This is a genomic window from Acinetobacter sp. YH12112 (genome assembly GCF_013418945.1).
Taxonomy (GTDB): Bacteria; Pseudomonadota; Gammaproteobacteria; order Pseudomonadales; family Moraxellaceae; genus Acinetobacter; species Acinetobacter indicus.
This window is the reverse complement of record NZ_VPBA01000031.1, coordinates 16,475-36,518: the sequence shown is the minus strand read 5'-3', so window position 1 is coordinate 36,518 and position 20,044 is coordinate 16,475. Positions and strand designations below refer to the sequence as shown.

Genomic DNA, 20,044 nt, shown 5'->3' with positions numbered 1-20,044 from the left:
TTAAGGAACCACAGTTTTGTTTGAGAAACTCCCAATAAGTTGATTCAAATTTAAGAAAAAAATCATCAATTACGCAGAATAATTCGGTACTATTGAACATCAGGACTAGAGTTGTGAGTTTGGTGTGGTAACTCAACTGATGGCTCTAGTCCTCTTATTTTTCAAGTCAATTTCTTATCCGCGATTCAGGTTAAGTAATTGGCTTTTGAAGAAGAATTTGGGGATGGAGGAGGTATTTTGCATTTTTGTCGATAGGATATGAGCTCAATTCAATAATCGGGATAATGCAAAGCTTCTTTATCAAAGTTTTGCTCTGGTGAACAAAATTGGTGTTACATTACCGTCGGCCATTTTTCAGTTCAACAACCTGGGTTCCTGTTTGCATCGAGATGACTTCATGTTTGCGCCACTCATATCAGCCCCAATGAATGACAGATAATCCAGTGATCTAGATGTTTTCATAAAGATAGACCATACAAAGAACTGAGCCTATTAAGCATCTTTATTCAATCCGGTATTCAAAGGTATTTTTAATTTTAGCAACTTCAACAGCCTGACCATTGACGATCCGTGGTTGGTATTTGAACTGCCGGGCTGCATTGAGTGAAGGACGCACAAATATCGGATCACAGTCTGATAATGCTTTAGGATTTACCACTTGGCCTTGAGTATTCACGCTATATTCGACCGTGCAGTTGCCTTCCAATTCATTCTCCAGAGCTCGCATTGGGTAATCCGGTTTCACTTTTGAAATCGGTTTGTAGTTTTTTTCATCAAATACAGGCGGAGGTTGTGTATTTTCCGCCACTATCGGTTTGCTGGCAGATGGCGCCGGTTGTGTGGTCGCAGCAGGCTTGGCCGGTGCAGGAGGAGACTCATGCGTCACTGCTGCAGTAGTTTGCATGGTGGTGGATGTATGATCTGTCACTGCTGGTGAGCTGGCGACTTTGGGTTGAGGACTTGGCTCTGGTCTGGCTTTGGCAGGTTGGTTTGAAGCAGGCTTTGCTTTAACCGACTGAGCGAGTTGAGTTGGCGCGGACTGGACTGGTGCAGCGGCTGAGGGCATTACTTGAGATTGAGCTGGTTCTTGAGTTGGCGCATGTTCAGGTTGGAGCTGAGGTGATATGTCAGCTTTTGGAAGCTGTACAAATTTAACCTGTACCGACTTGGGTGCGACTTCTTGGATGGGACTGTCAAAATTCTGGTTTAACACGCTGTAGACCAGGGTGGCATGCAGGAAAGCTGTCACAGAGAAAGCGACAGCAGTGGCTGGATTGATCCGTGATATGCTTTTCACTGATCCTGCTCCTCGGTGACTAGGCCTAATTGCTCAACGCCACTTTGTTGTAGCAGTCCAATGGTTTGGGCAACAAGCTCATAATTGGCGCTACGATCCGCACGAATAAAGACCTGAATATCCTGATGGATTTGTAGCAGTGGAGATAATTTTTCTTTCATTTCTGTGAGACTCGTTGCCCGGTCGGTAACTTGTGCAGTATCGACACTTTCGCCCACATTCCAGTAATAGCGGCCATCTTCCTGAATCGAGATAGTAATGACTTTTTGTTCCTTGGGGGTGACCAGAGTTTCAGCTTCCAAATTCGGCAAGTTCACTTTTATGCCTTGGGTGAGCATGGGGGCAGTGACCATAAAAATCACCAGCAGCACGAGCATCACGTCGATATAGGGAACAACGTTCATTTCTGCGTTGAGTGCGTGCTTTTTCTGACGTTTCTGCATGTGGTATTAATTCCCTGCCTGTAAAAAACGCAGCATTCGGGTTTGTAATTCATTGCCGAAACTGTAATAACTATTAGAAATTTTTTCTGCACGGGCACTCAGGCGGTTATAGGCAATCACCGCAGGAATGGCTGCAAATAAACCAATGGCGGTGGCAATTAATGCTTCCGCAATACCCGGTGCGACAGCGGAAAGGGTGGCTTGTTCAAGCTGAGACAGGCCAATAAAAGAATTCATGATGCCCCAGACGGTGCCAAACAAACCGATATAGGGACTAACTGAACCCACAGTCGCCAGAAAACTCAGGTGCTTTTCCAGTTTTTCTTCCTGTTCACTGACACTGGTGAGCAAACGTCGTTCAACCTGATCAGTCACCGCTGCCGAGGAGAGGCGAGTGCTGGTATGTTGAAGTGTATTAAATTCATCCAGGCCGGCCTGATAGATCTGCCCAAGACCACCTGATTTCGGCTCGGATGGTTCGGTTGTGGCAAGCGGAAAAGGTTGTTGGCGGAACTGGCTTAAAAAGACTTTATTCGCAGCTGTTTCCTGACGCAGGCGAATACTCTGTTTAATAATGACATACCAGCTAATAATGGATGCCAGTAATAAAATCAGCATTACTGCTTGAACCAGCAGACTGGCATGGCTAATCAACTCCCATACTGAAAGCTGTGCTGCAGATGGATTCGACATAAAAACCTCAATAAAATTATTCTTAGATGAAACACAGGTACAGCGCCGTAGGCTGTACCTGAGGCAAGGGTTTATTCCAGACCCAAGGCTTGTGCAATTTTTTCCCAGGCCACATATTTGTAGTTCTGATTGCCTTCTGGCATACGCTTACGTCCGTCCTGAACCACCAGCATGCCTTTTTTCCAGATACCTCCCAGATTGGCTGAGGTCACCTCAAGCCCGTCCGTTTCAGAGACCGCATCAATCTCGTGATTCAGATTGGCCGAGATTTTAAATTTCCCGCGCAGCTGATAAGGGGCGGCAGCATCGACTATTAAATAACTGTCATCTCCCTGGCTGGAAATGACCAGATAATCACGTACTTGACCTTTATAAATGGCCAGTCCTTCAATGTCCGCCTTGACCTGTTCCCCAACAGTGATCACTGGTTTTAGCTGAATCTGCTTAGGGTCATCCAACCTGGTGGTCCACACCGCTTTAGCTTCTTCACCGACATAGATCCGGTCATGTTCATCATCCACCACACAGCCTTCAGGCTGACTAGACACTTTAAACCTGAGGACTTCCTCTGCGCTTAGGCCGCTTGCCTTGCTTTGAATCTTATATTGCACAAAAGTGCCATTTTTATCGTTTGGAATGGCAAAGGTTTCACCTTGCCGGTTCTGGTACATACAGAATCCATAGATGTTATTGAGATCTGTTGGCAGTTCTCCTAAATCTTTGACCTGTCCGGTTTTTTGATGGATGCTGAACAGATGCAGGCTGTTCTGATCGCGGTTGGTGGCGATGGCTAAATCGACTGTCTGTTGCCCCAGTTTGAAATTCGGTCGAATATCAACATTATTCAGACGGCCGACTTTTAAGTATTGCAGCTGTTTCCCGTTCAGGTCGTAGACCGCAAGGCCACCTTGTTTATCTGTACCCAGCACACGTGACAGACGTGGGTTAGCCTGATTGACCCAGATTGCGGGATCATCAGCCGCATCACCACGGCTTGGAACCAAATCGGTTTCGACATCTGCCGGGATGGCTAAGCCTGCTTTTTTAGGAGGCAGGGCTTGCGTGGTCCAGTCAATGTTCAATAGCTTGATCTGATCATCAACCAGTAACAGCTGTTTCTGGTCTTGGGTACCTTTCAGGCTGATACGTTCAGGCTCATCTACATTCTGTAGAGAGAGTGGAGGTAATTTGTGCCATGAAGTACCCTCAATGCGATAGCGGTACAGCACAGCTTTGGATTCATCCATTGCTGCCAGTGCATTGTCGATCAAGCTTAGTCCGCTAACATTGCCTAGAATTGATCCATGCGGATGATTCAAATCTACTGGATATCGGATCAAATCTGCTTCAGGATCTGTCTCATAAGCCCAAATGCCCACATCTTCTTCATTGATGTACAATTTGTCATGATGGTCATCTACCACACAAAAACCACTGTTGGGTGGCAGGCTCATGTTACGAATAAAACGAGGGCTAATCTGGTTTGAGCCTCCAGACTGAATCATCCATTGCTCCCCGATACCTTCTTCTCCCACCAGAAAGCTATATAAAGATTGATCAGGCGTGAGATACAGGCAGTTATCTTCGGTTTTAAAGCTACGGGCCGCCAGATAGACAGGCTTTGCCCAGGTTCCGGTGTTTAAATCAAAACGGAAAATGACCGGTCGCTGCTGAAGTAAATCAGTGGTCTGGATAATCAGCTGTTGGCCAATGCTGCGATAGTCAATTTTACTGAACGAGCCGGGAATATGCTGTACACGTTGGGCATTTGAATTCCACAGGCTTAGGCCTTGGGTTTTGCTGCTGGTGAGCACTTGAGCATTTAAACCATCAATCTCAATCCAATGTGCATCTTCGACGGTGATGGGTAACTTGAAAATTTGCTCCACCGGCAGCGCAGGCTGATCCAGTGCTGAAACAGTCTGTTCCAGATGAAGAGGGCTGCTGATGGTGTTTTTTTGGGTATGAGCAGAGGAGGCACAGCCAGATAAAGCCACAAGCGCTGCACAGAAGGTGCTTAATTTAAAAAGCATTGTCATGATTTTTCTCTAAATAAAAAGTACCCAAAGCCAAAGTGGCTTTGGGTGAGCTAAAGGCTTAGAAATGTGTGAATTTCAGACCAACTTTATAGCTCGGGCCGTATTCTTCGTATTGCGCGTTATAATGACGATTGCCGTTATAGTTGTAATACACTTCATCGGTCAGGTTTTGTGCATTAAAGAACAGCTGGATATTTTTGTTAAAATTCACATGACCACTCAAATCAACAAACACCTGATCATCGGTATATAAATCTTTTTCTGGCTCATCAATGCCAGAAATTTCATTCAGATAACGGGATTTATAGTTGGCGGCAAGACGCAGACCCACACGGTCGTTTTCCCAGCCGATCATGGCATTACCGACCACTTTAGATTGGCTTGGGAAATTAATGGTTCGGGTCATCAATTCACCATCGACCATACCATCAATATCGGCTTTGGCACGACTGAAGGTGCTGTTGAGACCAAAGATGAAGTTATGCCATTTTTGGCTATAGCCGAGTTCTACACCGTAAATTTTGGCGGATGAACCGTTTTTGAAAGTCATGGCTTCATCAAAATCAGTCCAGTCACCAGTGCCTGCAACGTTAGCGTTATAAATAAAGTGATCAATATCTTTATAGAACGCATTCATGGAAATTACGCTGGCATCACCAAAGTATTTCTCTACGCCTAAATCGAAGTTGGAGGCTTCCAGCGCTTTAAGATTTAGATTACCAAACTCGGCTTCATCACCATCAATATAAATTCCCGGTCGGGATTGTTCAAAGTTTGGACGTACCACAGTATTGGTCCATGCGGCTCTTAAAATAGCATTGCTACTCAACTGATATTTAAGATGCAGGCTCGGTAACCAGTGATCATAATCATTTTGGGTGGAAACAGACGTGCTTTCACCATCCAGAATCCGATAGCCTTGTGTTTCAAAATCGGTATCTTCATAGCGTAAACCCGCAATCACCCGTAACCGATCAAAATCAATGGTATTCATGACGTAAGCAGCATGAATATCTTCCGAAGTTTTATAATCGCTGATGACCGATTCTTCAGCATCTCGCCAGTCATTCAGGTTGAGCTGGGCCAGTTGATTATGGATCGGGCCACTAGACAAGGTCGGGCCGAACTGTGCCAGTTCATAATGACCGTTTGAACCAAAATGGGCAGGGGATGTGTCTAAATCTTCAACTTTCCAGATTTCGGTATCATTGGTTTTGGTGCGCTGGCTGACTTTTGCCCCAAATTTGAAGACAGATGCATAATCGTTGAGCAGATAATCGCGGCTCAGATCGAATTTGGCATTTTTCTCTTTATCTTTGGCTGTACTTTTTTCCCATTCCACTTCATCGAGTTCATATCGGCTTGGGTCATAGAAGCTGGCCGCGCCTTTCACGACAGGAATACGCGTGCTTGAATATTGCAGATCATCAAATTCACCGACAAATCCGGCACCGGCAATACCGCCCGGATTCTTTTCCGAGGCTTCGCTATAGCCGAGCTGGGCTTCCAGCGTCCACTGATCAAAACGGTTTTTACCGCCCAGTACAAAGGATTTAATTTCCTGGGTTTCTTCACGTTCTTTCAGTTCACGAACTACTTCTGCGCTGCCAGGTGTATTTATGGCGAGTGGATCGGAAAATTCAACACCTGCAGCCTGACGGGTTTCATTGTCCTGGAAGCGGCTATATAAGGTACGTAAATAGTATTCACTGTTCTTATTTGGTCGAAAATCGAAATTCAGGCCCGCGCCCAGACGTTCACGTTCAATATCATATTGACGCATTTCTGTTTCTTCGAGCAGGCCATCCTCCCATTTCCCTCCGGTTTCAACGTTATCTGAACCAAAGGTACGCTCTTGCCAGCTCAGGGCTGCAGCGACACCAAAATTATCGGTGCCGGAACCGAGACTGAATTTCTGGCTCACCGCACCTGATACTTTCGGGCTATATTCTTCACGTTTTTCATCATAACCGCCTTCAACTGCAGCCGTATAAAACAGGCCGTCATGATCAAACGCCGACAGACTTTCAACCTGAATGGTCCCGCCCAGTGAGTTTGCATCCATATCTGGAGTTAAGGTTTTAACCACGGTTAAAGACTGCACCAGTTCTGCAGGTAAGACATCCAGCGCTACACCACGGCGCGATGCTTCTGGTGCAGGAACCAGCGTGCCATTAATCGTAACCGCATTCAGATCAGTGCCCAAACCTCGCACTGTAACAAAACGGCCTTCTCCTTGGTCACGTTCAGTCGATACCCCGGGGATGCGCTGTAAGGCTTCCGCCGCGTTATCATCGGGTAGTTTTGCAATGGCATCGGCATGCACCACGCTGGAAATCGAATCGGATTTGCGCTGTTCTTTTAATGCTTCATTGATACTTGCGGCCTGTCCAATTACACGGACGTATTCGGTTGCGGTTTCGGCCGCCAGACTATGGCCAGTGGCCAACATACATAGCACTAAAGTGCTGACCTTAAAGGTAAATGCTGCTGTTTTATTACTGCAATGAGTGCTCATTTATATTATCCCCAAAGAGCGCAATGGCTGTTTGTTGAGCACCTTAAATTTGGTCAATGACTAAATGATGACAATAACAAAAGCTGGAATGATATCCACCGATGTTTCAGTCCGGTTTGAGCTGATTTGATGGAAATTTTTAGGCTCATGAAGAGCAGAAATGCGTATAAGGGCCTGTTAGCAGTGTCATTAAAAGCGAAGCGCCAGACTTTTTAAAATTTATCCTGAGCTGATTTGAAAATCGGGCAAAAGCGGCTTGCAATTAAATTGTCATAAAATACTGATTAGCTTATGAAAACAATAATCATGTTTGGGCTATGCTAAAACCATTCTTCTACTATCCACGGCACTTTTTACTGGTGATGATCATGGCCATCGCTTGTCTGGCTTTTTTTATGCTGTCCGGAAATTTTAAAGCATACAGTGAAATTCAGGTGATTGATGTGATTGGGGAGGGGCTGGCCTGTTTACTGACTTTATTATGGATTTATCTCATTCTGAAAAGCCGTCCAAGAGGCTATGTGACCCGATATTTTTATTGGGGACTGACCTTTGTCTTTCTGGCTTTATGGATGGATGTGCTGGATGAATTTATTGCCATCCCCAAAACATTGGTTTGGGATGATTTAATGGAATCCTTTACTACCCCTATCGGTTTTATTGTGCTGACCATTGCCATGGTGAACTGGCATAAAGAGCAGCTGGTCTTGTCCAGAAAACTGCAAACCAAAGAGCATGTATTTCGGGATCACCGTTTATTTGATGCGATTACACCGCTGGCAGATGCCCAATACTTTAAACAGCAATTACAGCATGAAATTAACCAGCGCCATCATTCGGCAAAAAATATCCATCTGATGATGATCAATATTAAAGATTTAAGCGCCATCAATAGAGAGTTTGGTTTTGACACGGGCAATCAGGTCTTGTCGGTCATTGCACAAACCATCAGTCTGAATATCCGACCGTGTGATCTGGTCTGCCGTTTGGCCGGTGACAAATTTATTTTGATGCTGCTGGATCTGGCTGATGCACAGGTTGAGATCATGGCCAGAGAATTGCAGAAATGTATTCAGTCACAAATCTTTTATACACATCAGGATTTTCAGAAATTTAACATCGACTGCCGCTATACCATCAGTGAAGTTCAACAAGACAGCCCAGCTACGGAAATCCAGAAATTATATGAACAGATGAAACATCAGCAGATTATCAAGTTAAGAACAAGGATGTCGGTATGAGCTATCAGAATGATCAGTTGATTCTGCCGACTTATCTGGCACCTGCATTATTGATTGATTTAGCTGAGATGTACGGTGTAAATCCTAACCGTATTTTAAAAGGAACACCGGTGTTTATTGAGGGGCTGATCTCGGTGAATCAGTGTGTTAGTGTCGAACAGCTGATACACATGATCAGGAATTTGCATGAGAGTATTATGCATCCTGAAGTGCAATTTTTATTTGGACAGCGTTATATTGAAACTTTAACTCATCCGGCCTTAAATGCCATTGCGTATAGCCAGAATATTAAAGAAGCGATACAGCGCTATGTCGAGTTTCATATATATTTAAGCCCTTGGCTGACGCCGGTGGCTTACTATTCTGATCATAAAATTATTCTGTTCTGGCTAAATAGCCAGGAGCGTCATGCCACCTCTCTGGTTATTAGTGCCATGACGGCTGTCCGGACAATTTTGCTCAATAGTACCCAAGAAGAGCTGAAGATGAACTATCACTTTGTCGGTGCAGAGCCGGAATTTATTGAGCAGTTCTGGGAACATCTGGGAGAGAATATTCAATTTAATAGTCTGGTGAATGCCATACAGATTGATATTCAGGAATGCACACAAAAACAGAATTATCAAACCAGTGCGATGCGCCAAGCCTACTATCATCAGGCGAAAGTGCTGCAACAACAGTCCGGTCTGGAGCAGAGCTTTCTGCAAGAGGTACATCATTTTTTGATTCGTAACATTCATCAGGCACCGAATCTGGAAGAATGTGCAGAATATTTTCAAATCAGTATTGCGAGTTTTAAGCGAAGATTGAATAAACATAATACCAGTTATCAGCAAATGCTGGATCAGGCCCGTTTGTTTACGTCTATACAATTAAAGACCTTATTTGCCTATAACGATGAGCTGGTCGCCGACTATTTAAATATTAATGATATTCATAATTTTAGAAGGGCATTTAAGCGCTGGAGTAATGTGGTTGTATCCTGATTTAGAGGATTTTATAGAGAGCTGGGACAGGTTTCGGCTTTGAGTTGAGGCCTTGATTGATGTCTCGGATTTCCAAGTGAGTTGCAATTTAATTTCCGTTATTTGTAAGCGTCCGCTGAGCCCCACTTTTTCTAACTCATTAATACCGCGATAGTGTCCACTAAATTTTAAGTGGACACCTATTTATGGATTTAAAGATAGTTATAGACAGCACACCAACGCTAAAAAAGCCCCGTCGAACCTTCACTGCTGAATTTAAACATCAACTTATTCAGCAATGCCAGCAGCCAGATACATCGGTGGCTAAGGTCGCAATGCAACATCAGATCAATGCCAATCTGTTGCATAAATGGATTCGTCAGTCCAGATCAATGGTTCCATCATTAACAACCCCATCTTGTCCACAGACCGACTTCCTTCCCGTCATTCTTCACCCGACGCCAGTCAAACAAGAAGCACCTCCGCCACCTGTGCCAGAGAGGAAAGCTACCGCTCATATCAGGATTCCATTACATGATGAACAATGTTCCGTAAGGGATCAGATGATCGAAATCGAATGACCGGTGGAGTCTGCAACTGAATTACTGCTTTTACTTCAGGGCTTGATCAAATGATCCGTATCGATGAAATCTGGTTGTCTACCCAGCCCATGGACATGCGTGCGGGTATGGATACGACCCCATACAGGCAGCTTAGAAAATTCGCCAAAGCAATCAGCGCCTCTTCACCACGTTCACTGCCATGTAGGCAGCTTAAAAACACCCAAAATAAAACCGGAGCATCGCCCCGGTTTTATTCTTCATCTATTTATTCTTCTAACAGGCTTCTTAACATCCAGGCAGTTTTTTCATGGACTTCCAATCGTTGGGTCAGTACATCCGCAGTTGGCTGGTCATTGGCTTCTTCCACCACATCAAAAATACTGCGTGCGGTACGGGCAACTGTTTCATGGGCACGAACCAATAACTCCACCATTTCATTGGCTTTTGGTACACCTTCGACTTCTTCAATCGACGCCAGTTTTACAAATTCTTTATAGGTTCCCGGCGCCGGAAAACCCAGCGCACGAATCCGCTCGGCAATAACATCCAGTGCATTCCATTGCTCGGTATATTGCGTCATAAACATGGTGTGCAGGCTGTTAAACTGTGGCCCGGTCACGTTCCAGTGGAAATTATGGGTCATTAAATATAGGGTATAACTGTCGGCCAGAAGTCGGGAAAGCCCTTCGACAATTTTGGCCCGGTTATCTTCAGAAATACCAATATCAATATGCATCGATGCTTTTTTCATTTTCGCCATGAGTCGCTCCCAAAGCTTGTCGTTATAAGGAATCAGATGATCAACATACATGAATGTAGCACAGTTGCTGCTGCAAAAAGATTGCAGATGGTAGTAATACTGTATAAGCATCATCACCAGAAATCAGAGGAATTTTGAAGATGCTGAGAACGCGCAGATTAGGAGATAGAAAAGTCAATTTGAACAGGGAAGATGAGATAGGATGGATGATCTGCCAGAAATAAATGAAGAATGAGGCCGGCTCATTCTTCATCAGGGATGGAGCACTTAGTTCAATTTTTCATGCTGGATACTGTCACGATAATAGCGACAACCTTTATACAGCAGGAATACGCCAATCACACCGGCCACTGCATTGACAATTGAAATCGAGTTGCCAACCATCAGTGTGTTTTCAAAATAGTTATCGGTAATTAAAGCCACAGCCGTAGTACCCACACCCAAGGCAATCAGGTTGGAGATCAGCAGGAATTTGGCAGAAACCTGAGCACGGAGCTGGTTGGGGGTCAGCATTTGTGTCGCGGCAGCCGAGGCTGGAATCGGGAAGGTCGAGAAGAACATCGCCACAAAAATCAGCGCAAACGATAAGTACAGATTATCTACCTGAGTGAATAGCACGCTTGGAATAATCAGCGCTGCACAGCCCAAAGCACCGGCACGAATGGCAGCATCGCTATAGCCACGTTTGGAGAAAAAGTCGATGAGCCAGCCGCAGAACAGCGCGCCCGCCGTATTCGCCACCAGAATAATACAGCCCAAGACATAACCGGTCTGACTGGCATCGAGGCCAAAATGACGCATGTAATAGGCCGGTGCCCAGCCTAATAGGGAATACAGCATCATGGTGTAGAAAGAGAAGCCAATAAAATGACAGAAGAAGGTTTTCTTGTGCAATTTAATAAAAGCCACCGAGTTTTTAAATGAGGCTTTAACCACTTCACCATCCTGACCGACTTTCACGCCTTTACGGCTGGGTTCACGTACGGTCAGAATCATCACCAGGGCCAATAATACGCCCGGTAAACCGACAATAAAGAAAGTCAGTTGCCAGGTTTTTAATTCACCAATCAGCGGTAGCACCACAAAATCAACTTCTTTTAATAAGCCAATCACGTAGCCACCAATCAGGAAGGCTAGACCAGAACCAATAAAGGCGCCAATCGCATAAACACCCAAAGCACGGCCGAGTTTTTCTTTCGGGAACAGGTCAGCCACAATCGAATAGAAGGCAGGCGACAGGGCCGCTTCACCGGCACCGACACTTAAACGTGCTAAAAACATCTGGATGAAGTTTTTACTTAAACCACAAGCCGCTGTGGCCAGACTCCAGAAGGCAATGCCGATGGAAATAATTTTAATCCGTGATTTTTTATCGGCCAGTGCGGCAATGGGCACGCCCATAAAGGCATAGAACAGCGAGAAGGCCAGGCCTTGCAATAAACTAAACTGGGTATCACTGAGCATTAAATCGGCCTTAATTGGCTCAATCATTAAGGACAGAATCTGGCGGTCTACAAAAGACAGGATATAGGCCACCATACAGATAATCACCACATACCACTGATAGGTACTGCTGCTGTCCTGCGAACTAGGCGTGGCCGGCAGGTCGATGGGATGAGCCACTTCAAACTGTTTGCTTTCGGGTTGAATATTCCTTTCAACCGCATCTATCTCTAGAGTTTTATCATTCATTGTGCAACTTCCTGTGCTGAACGTATAAGATAATATGATACGTTTTAAACCATGTTATTTTTGTTTTGTATCGTCTATCTTCAATTTATTCCTTTCTGTACAGCGGGTCAATCTGTTCTGAATAAAAAGATACATATTTTTAAGTATAAATAAAAAAAGGAATCATAAATATTCCTTTTTTGGAGCTAAAACAGATCGGCTTAAACTTCGCCGCGCTCTACCAAGGTCAGAATATCGTAGGTGGCGACCAGTTCATTGCGCTGGTTTTTCACTTTAATATCCCACACCACCACGCCGTGTGGCTTCTGGCTTGGGTCGCGTTGCTGTTTCGGGGTTTTCTGTTTGCAGGTCAGCTCGACCTGAATGGTATCACCAATTTTCACCGGCTCGACAAAGCGCAGGTTGTCCATGCCGTAGTTAGCAATCACCGGGCCAGGCGCAGCATCAACAAACAGACCGGCTGCGGCCGACACCACAAAGTAGCCGTGTGCGACACGCTCTTCAAACAGCGATTCTGCCGCGGCAATTTTGTCCATATGTGCATAGAAATAATCACCGCTTAAGCAGGCGAAGTTCACCAGATCGGCCTCGGTTACGGTACGGCGTGCGGTGAGCAGACGTTCACCAACACGTAATTCATCAAACGATTTTTTAAATGGATGAACCCGATCTTCAAACACCTGAGCACCGGCGGTCCAGCTATGCCCAATCTGGGTCATGGCATTCGGTGAACCTTGAATTGCGGTACGTTGCATATAATGTTTTACCGCGCGCAAGCCGCCCAGTTCCTCACCTCCACCAGCACGACCCGGACCACCATGCACCAGATGCGGCAATGGCGAACCATGACCGGTACTTTCTTTGGCGCTTTCCTCATCCAGCACATGCACACGGCCATGCCACGGGGCAATCTTGGCAATCAGCTGTTCAATATTCTGCTCGCAATCACGTACCACCGAGGCCACCAGACTACCTTCACCGCGTGCCACCAGACCGGCCAGTTGTGCCAGATGATCATATGCCATCAGCGTTACCACCGGACCAAAGGCTTCAATCTGATGCAGGCTGCTGGCCTGTTCAGGCTGTTCACAGACCAGTATAGTTGGCGGATAGAATGCGCCGAGTTCGGGTTGATCGGCCTGAATACTAAAGTCCTGACGTAAATGGCTACCAAAGACAATTTGGGCTTCCTGGCTTAACTGTTCCACCTTGGCCGCCACGTCCTGTTTCTGTTTGAGGCTGGCCAGTGCACCCATGGTGACCTGATCCAGCTCCGGATTACCGACTACCACTTTTTGCAGCTTGGCAATCAAACGTTCCTGCACGGTCGCTAAAAGTTCACGTGGCACAAAAGCGCGACGAATTGCAGTACATTTCTGTCCGGCTTTGCTGGTCATTTCACGGAAGACTTCACGCACAAACAGGTCAATCGCCGTATCGCTAGCCTGTTCCGTCAGAATGGCACTGTTGACGGAATCGGCTTCCATGCTAAATGGAATCGAGTACTGATTCAGGTGCGGATGTGCACGTAATTTCTGGCCGGTTGCCGCAGAACCCGTGAAAGTCACCGTATCTTGTGGAGTCAGCTGCTCAAACAGGTCATAAGTCTGGCCGCAAATCAGCTGCAATGCACCTTCTGGTAAATACCCACTGGCATGAATGGCTTTGACCACCGCATGGGTCAGCTCGGCACCTTCGGTCGCCGGTTTAACAATACACGGTACACCGGCCAACAAGGTGGGCGCGATTTTTTCCAGCATGCCCCAGATCGGGAAGTTAAAGGCATTAATATGCACCGCCACGCCTGCTTTCGGGCTTAAGACGTGTTTGGCACCAAAAGAGCCATGCTTGGACAGCGGAATCCAGCTGTCTTCCACCCAGGCGGTTTCATCGCTCAGTTCACGGCGCACCAGACTAGAGTAGGCAAATAGGGTGCCAATACCGCCTTCGACATCAATCCAGGCATCTTTACGGGTACAGCCGGTGGCTTTGGCCAGTTCATAAAAGTCTTCTTTACGTTCCAGCAGATATTGCGCCACCTGTTTTAGCGCATTGGCACGCTGATGAAAAGTCCAGGAAGCAATGGCCGCGCCATGCTGTTTGGCATAGTCGACCACCGCACGGGTATCAAGGCCAAAGCTACTGACCTGATAAATGGTTTCACCGGTAATGGCATGCTGTACCGGACGGAAATCCTGACTGGCGACAAATTCCTGACCGCATACCAGTGAGCTTAAGGTCTTCAGTGCCGGGCGAACGCTTGAATAATCAGTCGCTTGTGATTCCGTCTGCGCTGTCTGGGTGTCTAACTCAAGCATGATATAACTCCTTTTATGATACGTTTTGAGTAATATTTTAGTTTTGATGTTTCATAATTTCTGACTTTAACGCGCTTTTGTCAATCATATTTCTGCTCAAATTTTGCAATAAAAAATTTTTTAAAAAATAAAAATATTAAAAAACAATAAATTGATTTAATTTTGTGGATTATTTTATTTGATACTTAAAAATTAATATTGATTTTTAAAATGTATCGTTTTAATTTTAATACCAGAACACTTGGGATAAGTGAGGATAAAATGACAAATCAACTTCACAGCTTTGAGCAGGCAATTGAAAAGGACATTTCAATTGAACCTAAAAACTGGATGCCAGAGGCTTACCGTAAAACCCTGATTCGCCAGATTGGCCAGCATGCACATTCCGAAGTGGTCGGCATGTTGCCAGAAGGCAACTGGATTACCCGTGCACCTAGCCTAAAACGTAAGGCCGTATTGCTGGCCAAAGTGCAGGATGAAGCCGGTCATGCGCTGTATCTGTACAGCGCGGCAGAAACTCTGGGCGCCGATCGTGACGACATGATGGACAAGCTGATTGCCGGTCGCATGAAATATTCATCCATCTTTAACTATCCAACCCTGAGCTGGGCCGATGTAGCCGCGATTGGCTGGCTGGTCGATGGCGCAGCGATTGTGAATCAGGTCGCGCTTTGCCGTACCTCTTATGGTCCGTATGCCCGTGCCATGGTGCGCATCTGTAAAGAAGAAAGTTTCCATCAGCGTCAGGGCTTTGAAGCCATGATGCAACTGGCCAACGGTACGTCAGAACAAAAACAGATGGCGCAAGATGCGGTTAACCGTTTCTGGTGGCCGGCGCTGATGATGTTTGGTCCAAGCGATGACAACTCGCCGAACAGCGCGCAAAGTATGGCCTGGAAAATCAAACGTTTCAGTAATGATGAACTGCGTCAGAAGTTTGTCGATAACACCGTACCACAAGTGTTGCAGCTTGGCCTGAGCGTGCCAGATCCAGATTTGCGTTTTAATCAAGACACTGGCCATTACGAGTTTGGTGAAATTAACTGGACCGAATTCTTTGATGTGATTGCCGGCAAAGGCCCATGTAACCACGAACGCATTGAAGCACGTCGTAAAGCCTGGGAAGGCGGCAAATGGGTGCGTGATACCGCAGCCGTTTATGCCCAGAAACAACAGACCCAGCAACAACAACAGAAAGTTGCTTAAACAGCTCACATACGGAAATGAAGAAGGAATACGCTCATGGACAATAAAAATCACTGGTCTTTATATGAAGTGTTTGTACGCAGCAAACAGGGTTTAAGCCATCGTCATGTTGGCAGCCTGCGTGCATCTGATGATGAAGTGGCACTGCAAAATGCACGTGATGTTTATACCCGCCGCAATGAAGGGGTGAGCATCTGGGTGGTGAAATCGGAACTGATTACTTCATCTCAACCAGATGAAAAACCGGAATTTTTTGATCCTTCACTGGACAAAGTCTATCGTCACCCGACATTTTACAATATTCCAGATGGCATTGAGCACATGTAAGGAGCAGTACAATGAATCAAACTGTATTAGCACAATTTCTCCTGCATGTGGGCGATAGCCAGCTGATTTTATCGCACCGTCTGGCCGAGTGGTGTGGCCATGCGCCGGAACTGGAGCTGGACATTGCACTGGCCAATATCGGTCTGGACCTGCTCGGTCAAGCACGTACCGCTTTAAGTCTGGCTGGTGAGATCGAAGGTTTGGGCCGTGATGAAGACAAACTGGCTTATTTCCGCACCGAACGTGAATACCGCAACCTGTTGTTATGTGAACAGCCGAATGGTGACTTTGCCCAGACCATGGTACGCCAATGGTTGATGGATCTGTACCACCTGGAACTGTTTACAGCCTTAAGCCAGAGCCAGCAGGCCGATGTCGCTGCTTTTGCGGTGAAATCTTTAAAAGAAGTCAAATATCATCTGCGTTTTTCTACCACCTGGATGGAGCGCTTAAGTCTGGGCACTGCCGAAGCGCATGAGAAAACCCAGCAGGGCCTGAACCAGTTATGGCGTTTTACTGCAGAGCTGTTTGAACAGACCGCAGATGAGCAGCAGCTGGTCGCACAGGGCATTTTACCAGACTTTGCACCTTTAAAAGCCGCCTGGACGGCACAGGTACAGACCGAACTGCAACGTTTTGGCCTGAGCCTGCCAGACACGGGTGCGTATCGTAGCGGTGCCAAACAGGGCCTGCATACCGAACACCTGGGCTTTATTCTGGCCGAACTGCAATATATGCAGCGTTCCTATCCAAATATGGCCTGGTAATTCAGCTTGATCACAGGGAGTGAGTCGCATGAATTTAATTCGACATTGTCTAGATGAATGCTGGGATGCGCTGGCGCAGGTGTCTGATCCGGAAATTCCAGTGCTGTCGGTGCTGGATCTGGGCATGATTCGCGGCGTTGAACTCAACGCGCAAGATGAAATTGTGGTGCGACTGACCCCGACCTATAGCGGCTGTCCGGCCACAGATCTGCTTAAAGATGAAATTACCGCGGCGTTTCAAAGTAAAGGTCTAACCCCGGTTCAGGTGGTGGTGGATTTATCGGAAGCCTGGACCACCGACTGGATGAGCGAAAGTGGCAAGCAGAAGCTGCAGCAGTACGGCATTGCGCCACCACAAGGCCAGTCACATCAATGTGGCACGCATGTGGCGCTCAGTGATGGTATTCGCTGTCCACACTGTCACAGCCAGCAGACCAAATTATTAAGCGAATTCAGTTCCACAGCCTGCAAAGCCTTATACAAGTGTCAGGACTGTCTTGAACCGTTCGACTATTTTAAATGTATATAAGCATGGCAAGCACCGTCGGCATGCAAGAGGGATTTTCACATGAGCCAATTTATACCTTTAACCATTAAATCAATTCAGCCACAAACCGAACAGGCCATCTGTATTGCCTTTGATCTGGCACCTGAACAGGCCGATTTATTCCAGTATCAGCCAGGCCAGCATCTTACCATCCGTCATTTGACCGAGCAGGGTGAAATCCGTCGTTGTTATTCAATTTGCAGTGATCGTGCTGAAGACATGAGCATTGCCATCAAGAAAATTGATCAGGGCCAGTTTTCGACCTGGGCTAATGAACATCTTAAAGTCGGTGATGTACTGGAAGTGATGCCACCACAAGGCGTATTTTTTCAAAAAGCAGCCAAAACTGGCGGCCAGAATTATCTCGGCTTTGCTGCCGGCAGCGGCATTACCCCAATTTTGTCGATTGTGAAATCGGTGCTAAACCATCAGCCGGGCGCGCACTTTACCTTGGTTTATGGTAACCGTTCCTGGAAACAGACCATGTTCTCGGAACAGATCATGGATTTAAAAGACCGTTATAAAGAGCGTCTACAACTGGTCAATGTTTTCTCGCGTGAACTGAATGACAGCCAGTTACTCAATGGCCGGATTGATGCGGAAAAACTGCAACAGCTGTTTCAGGCCGGTCTGATTCATTCCCAGTTCGATCACTGCTTTGCCTGTGGCCCGGAAGAGATGATGAATGCGGTGGAAACAGTGTTACCAGAACTGGGCATCGAGCGCAGCAAAATTCACACCGAGCGTTTTAATACCGGTACTGTGCCGAAAGCCAGCGCTGCGCAAATTGAAAGCCGTAGCGAAGAGAAGGTCAATATTATTCTCGATGGCCGTGAACTGATTGTCGACGTTTCCAAACAGGATGACAGCATTCTCGATGCCGCCTTGCGTGCCGGTGCTGACTTGCCTTATGCCTGTAAAGGCGGGGTCTGTGCGACCTGTAAATGCAAGGTGCTGGAAGGTGAGGTCGAAATGGCCATTAACTACAGCCTGGAAGAAGATGAAGTGGCCAAAGGCTATGTGCTGAGCTGTCAGGCACGTCCGACCAGTGCCAATGTGCGCTTGAGTTTTGACGAATAAGCAGCGGACAGGGAGTCACAAGCCATGGATTATTTAAAAAGCAGTCTGGCTGCGCCGGGTGTGGTGTTAATTGAACTGAACCGCCCGGAAAAGCGTAATGCCTTGAACAATGCCACCTTAAAAGAACTGGCTGATCATCTGCAGCAGCTGGATGCAGATTCCAGTGTAAAAGCCGTGGTGATTACCGGCAATCCGCAATGTTTTGCTGCCGGCGCAGATTTAAATGAACTGGCGCAACTGGATGTGGTGAGCATCCAGCAGGATCAGCGTCCATTGCTGTGGAAAGGCATTGATGAGTTTTCCAAGCCACTGATTATGGCGGTCAATGGTTATGCACTGGGGGCAGGTTTTGAACTGGCCCTGCATGGCGACATGATCATCACCGGTGAAAATGCCCAGTTTGCACTCCCTGAAATTGGTTTGGGCATGTTACCAGGCGCCGGTGGGACCCAGCGTTTGGCGCGTCTGGTCGGACAGCAACTGGCGATGCGCTGGGCCATGACCGGGGAGATGGTCTCCGCTACGACCGCCTTGCAACACGGCATTAGCAGTCAGGTCTGTCCAAGCGGCCTTACGGTGCAATATGCACTGGAACTGGCAACAAAAATTGCAGCGCAGGCGCCACTGGCCATCCGCGCCATCAAACAGTCCTTAAAGTCGATTCATGAAGTGACCTTGAGTCAGGGCCTCAAACTGGAACGTCAACATTTTGTCTGGCTGGCGGCGACCCAAGACCGTCAGGAAGGCATTCAGGCATTTTTAGAAAAAAGAAAACCGGAATTTAGAGGTGTGTAATGGATTACCAAACAATTATTGTCGAAGAAAAAAATGCAGTGGGCTATTTGACCTTTAACCGTCCGAAGCAGCTCAACAGTTTTAATGAAACCATGCATCAGGAAGTGTCCAAGGTTATGAAGGCCTGGGCCAAAGACAGCAAGATTCGCGTGGTGGTCATTTCCGCCGAAGGTCGTGGTTTCTGTGCCGGACAGGATTTGAATGACCGTGTGGTGGATCCGAATGCCGATGCGCCAGATTTAGGCCTGTCAATTGAGAAATATTACAACCCTTTAATCAAGCTGATTACCGATATGCCCAAACCGGTGCTGTGCGCAGTCAATGGGGTTGCGGCCGGTGCTGGTGCCAATATTGCCTTGGCCTGTGACATTGTACTGGCGGCAAAATCGGCGTCTTTTATTCAGGCTTTCTGCCGTTTAGGTCTGGTTCCGGATTCTGGCGGCACCTGGTTCCTGCCGCGTCTGGTTGGCCGTGCCCAAGCCATGGGGCTGGTCATGCTGGGCGATAAAGTCAGCGCAGAACAGGCGCTGCAACTGGGCATGATCTGGCAGGTGGTAGAAGATGATCAGCTGAAAGCCGAAGCCGGGAAAATGGCCGAGCATTTAGCCAAACAGCCGACCTATGGCCTGTCCTTAATTAAAAAAGCCATTCATGCTGCAGCCGACAATAATCTGGATGAACAGCTCATTCTGGAACGTGACCTGCAGCGTCTGGCCGGCCGTTCAAGTGATTATAAAGAAGGCGTCCAAGCCTTTATGCAAAAACGCACACCGCAATATACAGGATGCTAATC

18 protein-coding genes and 1 pseudogene are annotated in these 20,044 nt (G+C 46.8%); 10 read left to right on the top strand and 9 right to left on the bottom strand.

Features of this window, described 5'->3' with window-relative positions; genetic code table 11:
- The 6 genes and pseudogenes from FTU50_RS11750 to FTU50_RS11725 all read right to left on the bottom strand — a co-directional run.
- Window positions 1–100, bottom strand: a pseudogene (locus FTU50_RS11750) (IS982 family transposase); the annotation flags it as partial.
- A 402-nt stretch (window positions 101–502) separates the two neighbouring features.
- Window positions 503–1,297 (bottom strand): energy transducer TonB, encoded by a 795-nt coding sequence (locus FTU50_RS11745; RefSeq protein WP_075166739.1) that lies wholly within the window; start codon window positions 1,295–1,297, stop codon window positions 503–505.
- Window positions 1,294–1,740 carry a protein TolR gene (gene tolR / locus FTU50_RS11740; protein ID WP_075166740.1) on the bottom strand — a complete coding sequence of 149 codons (447 nt, stop codon included), beginning with the start codon at window positions 1,738–1,740 and terminating at the stop codon, window positions 1,294–1,296. Before tolR ends, FTU50_RS11745 begins: the two co-directional genes overlap by 4 nt.
- Window positions 1,741–1,746: 6 nt before the next feature.
- Entirely contained in the window at window positions 1,747–2,433 is a 687-nt protein-coding gene (tolQ, locus tag FTU50_RS11735) for a protein TolQ (RefSeq protein WP_104489727.1), read from the bottom strand.
- Between the two features lie 71 nt (window positions 2,434–2,504).
- The gene (locus tag FTU50_RS11730) at window positions 2,505–4,472 is read right to left on the bottom strand and encodes a phytase (RefSeq protein WP_104470849.1); all 1,968 of its coding nucleotides are present in this window, start codon (window positions 4,470–4,472) and stop codon (window positions 2,505–2,507) included.
- 58 nt (window positions 4,473–4,530) lie between these two features.
- Window positions 4,531–6,990, bottom strand: coding sequence for a TonB-dependent receptor (locus FTU50_RS11725; protein WP_180054567.1), 2,460 nt, complete (start codon window positions 6,988–6,990; stop codon window positions 4,531–4,533).
- A 317-nt stretch (window positions 6,991–7,307) separates the two neighbouring features.
- Between FTU50_RS11725 and FTU50_RS11720 the strand changes: the two genes are divergently transcribed.
- The 3 genes from FTU50_RS11720 to FTU50_RS11710 all read left to right on the top strand — a co-directional run bounded on the left by FTU50_RS11720 (window position 7,308) and on the right by FTU50_RS11710 (window position 9,777).
- Window positions 7,308–8,231: a GGDEF domain-containing protein gene (locus FTU50_RS11720; protein ID WP_168398424.1), complete on the top strand. Its 924-nt coding sequence runs from the start codon at window positions 7,308–7,310 to the stop codon at window positions 8,229–8,231.
- On the top strand, window positions 8,228–9,217 hold the full coding sequence (locus FTU50_RS11715) for an AraC family transcriptional regulator ligand-binding domain-containing protein (RefSeq protein ID WP_180054565.1): 990 nt from the start codon (window positions 8,228–8,230) through the stop codon (window positions 9,215–9,217). Before FTU50_RS11720 ends, FTU50_RS11715 begins: the two co-directional genes overlap by 4 nt.
- 185 nt (window positions 9,218–9,402) lie before the next feature.
- Window positions 9,403–9,777 carry a transposase gene (locus FTU50_RS11710; protein ID WP_168383022.1) on the top strand — a complete coding sequence of 125 codons (375 nt, stop codon included), beginning with the start codon at window positions 9,403–9,405 and terminating at the stop codon, window positions 9,775–9,777.
- A gap of 247 nt (window positions 9,778–10,024) precedes the next feature.
- On the opposite strand, the gene FTU50_RS11705 is transcribed toward FTU50_RS11710, so the two are convergent.
- The 3 genes from FTU50_RS11705 to paaZ all read right to left on the bottom strand — a co-directional run bounded on the left by FTU50_RS11705 (window position 10,025) and on the right by paaZ (window position 14,529).
- Window positions 10,025–10,519 (bottom strand): Dps family protein, encoded by a 495-nt coding sequence (locus FTU50_RS11705; RefSeq protein ID WP_005177343.1) that lies wholly within the window; start codon window positions 10,517–10,519, stop codon window positions 10,025–10,027.
- Window positions 10,520–10,786: 267 nt separating this feature from the next.
- Entirely contained in the window at window positions 10,787–12,211 is a 1,425-nt protein-coding gene (locus tag FTU50_RS11700; protein ID WP_180054563.1) for an MFS transporter, read from the bottom strand.
- 200 nt (window positions 12,212–12,411) lie between these two features.
- Window positions 12,412–14,529 (bottom strand): phenylacetic acid degradation bifunctional protein PaaZ, encoded by a 2,118-nt coding sequence (gene paaZ, locus FTU50_RS11695; RefSeq protein WP_180054562.1) that lies wholly within the window; start codon window positions 14,527–14,529, stop codon window positions 12,412–12,414.
- 261 nt (window positions 14,530–14,790) lie between these two features.
- Between paaZ and paaA the strand changes: the two genes are divergently transcribed.
- The 7 genes from paaA to paaG are packed head-to-tail and all read left to right on the top strand — an operon-like array spanning window position 14,791 to window position 20,042.
- A complete protein-coding gene (gene paaA / locus FTU50_RS11690) occupies window positions 14,791–15,735 on the top strand; it encodes a 1,2-phenylacetyl-CoA epoxidase subunit PaaA (protein ID WP_104498663.1) in 945 nt (314 codons plus the stop codon).
- 36 nt (window positions 15,736–15,771) lie between these two features.
- Window positions 15,772–16,062 carry a 1,2-phenylacetyl-CoA epoxidase subunit PaaB gene (gene paaB, locus FTU50_RS11685; protein ID WP_005177351.1) on the top strand — a complete coding sequence of 97 codons (291 nt, stop codon included), beginning with the start codon at window positions 15,772–15,774 and terminating at the stop codon, window positions 16,060–16,062.
- Window positions 16,063–16,073: 11 nt separating this feature from the next.
- On the top strand, window positions 16,074–16,829 hold the full coding sequence (gene paaC, locus FTU50_RS11680; RefSeq protein ID WP_005177355.1) for a 1,2-phenylacetyl-CoA epoxidase subunit PaaC: 756 nt from the start codon (window positions 16,074–16,076) through the stop codon (window positions 16,827–16,829).
- Between the two features lie 28 nt (window positions 16,830–16,857).
- Complete coding sequence (gene paaD, locus FTU50_RS11675; RefSeq protein ID WP_016658268.1) at window positions 16,858–17,358, top strand: 1,2-phenylacetyl-CoA epoxidase subunit PaaD; 501 nt, start codon at window positions 16,858–16,860, stop codon at window positions 17,356–17,358.
- 39 nt (window positions 17,359–17,397) lie between these two features.
- Entirely contained in the window at window positions 17,398–18,456 is a 1,059-nt protein-coding gene (gene paaE / locus FTU50_RS11670; protein ID WP_180054560.1) for a 1,2-phenylacetyl-CoA epoxidase subunit PaaE, read from the top strand.
- A gap of 24 nt (window positions 18,457–18,480) precedes the next feature.
- Entirely contained in the window at window positions 18,481–19,251 is a 771-nt protein-coding gene (locus FTU50_RS11665; protein ID WP_016658266.1) for an enoyl-CoA hydratase-related protein, read from the top strand.
- Window positions 19,251–20,042: a 2-(1,2-epoxy-1,2-dihydrophenyl)acetyl-CoA isomerase PaaG gene (gene paaG, locus FTU50_RS11660; RefSeq protein WP_180054558.1), complete on the top strand. Its 792-nt coding sequence runs from the start codon at window positions 19,251–19,253 to the stop codon at window positions 20,040–20,042. The genes FTU50_RS11665 and paaG overlap by 1 nt, the downstream gene beginning before the upstream one ends.
- Window positions 20,043–20,044 lie beyond the last annotated feature (2 nt).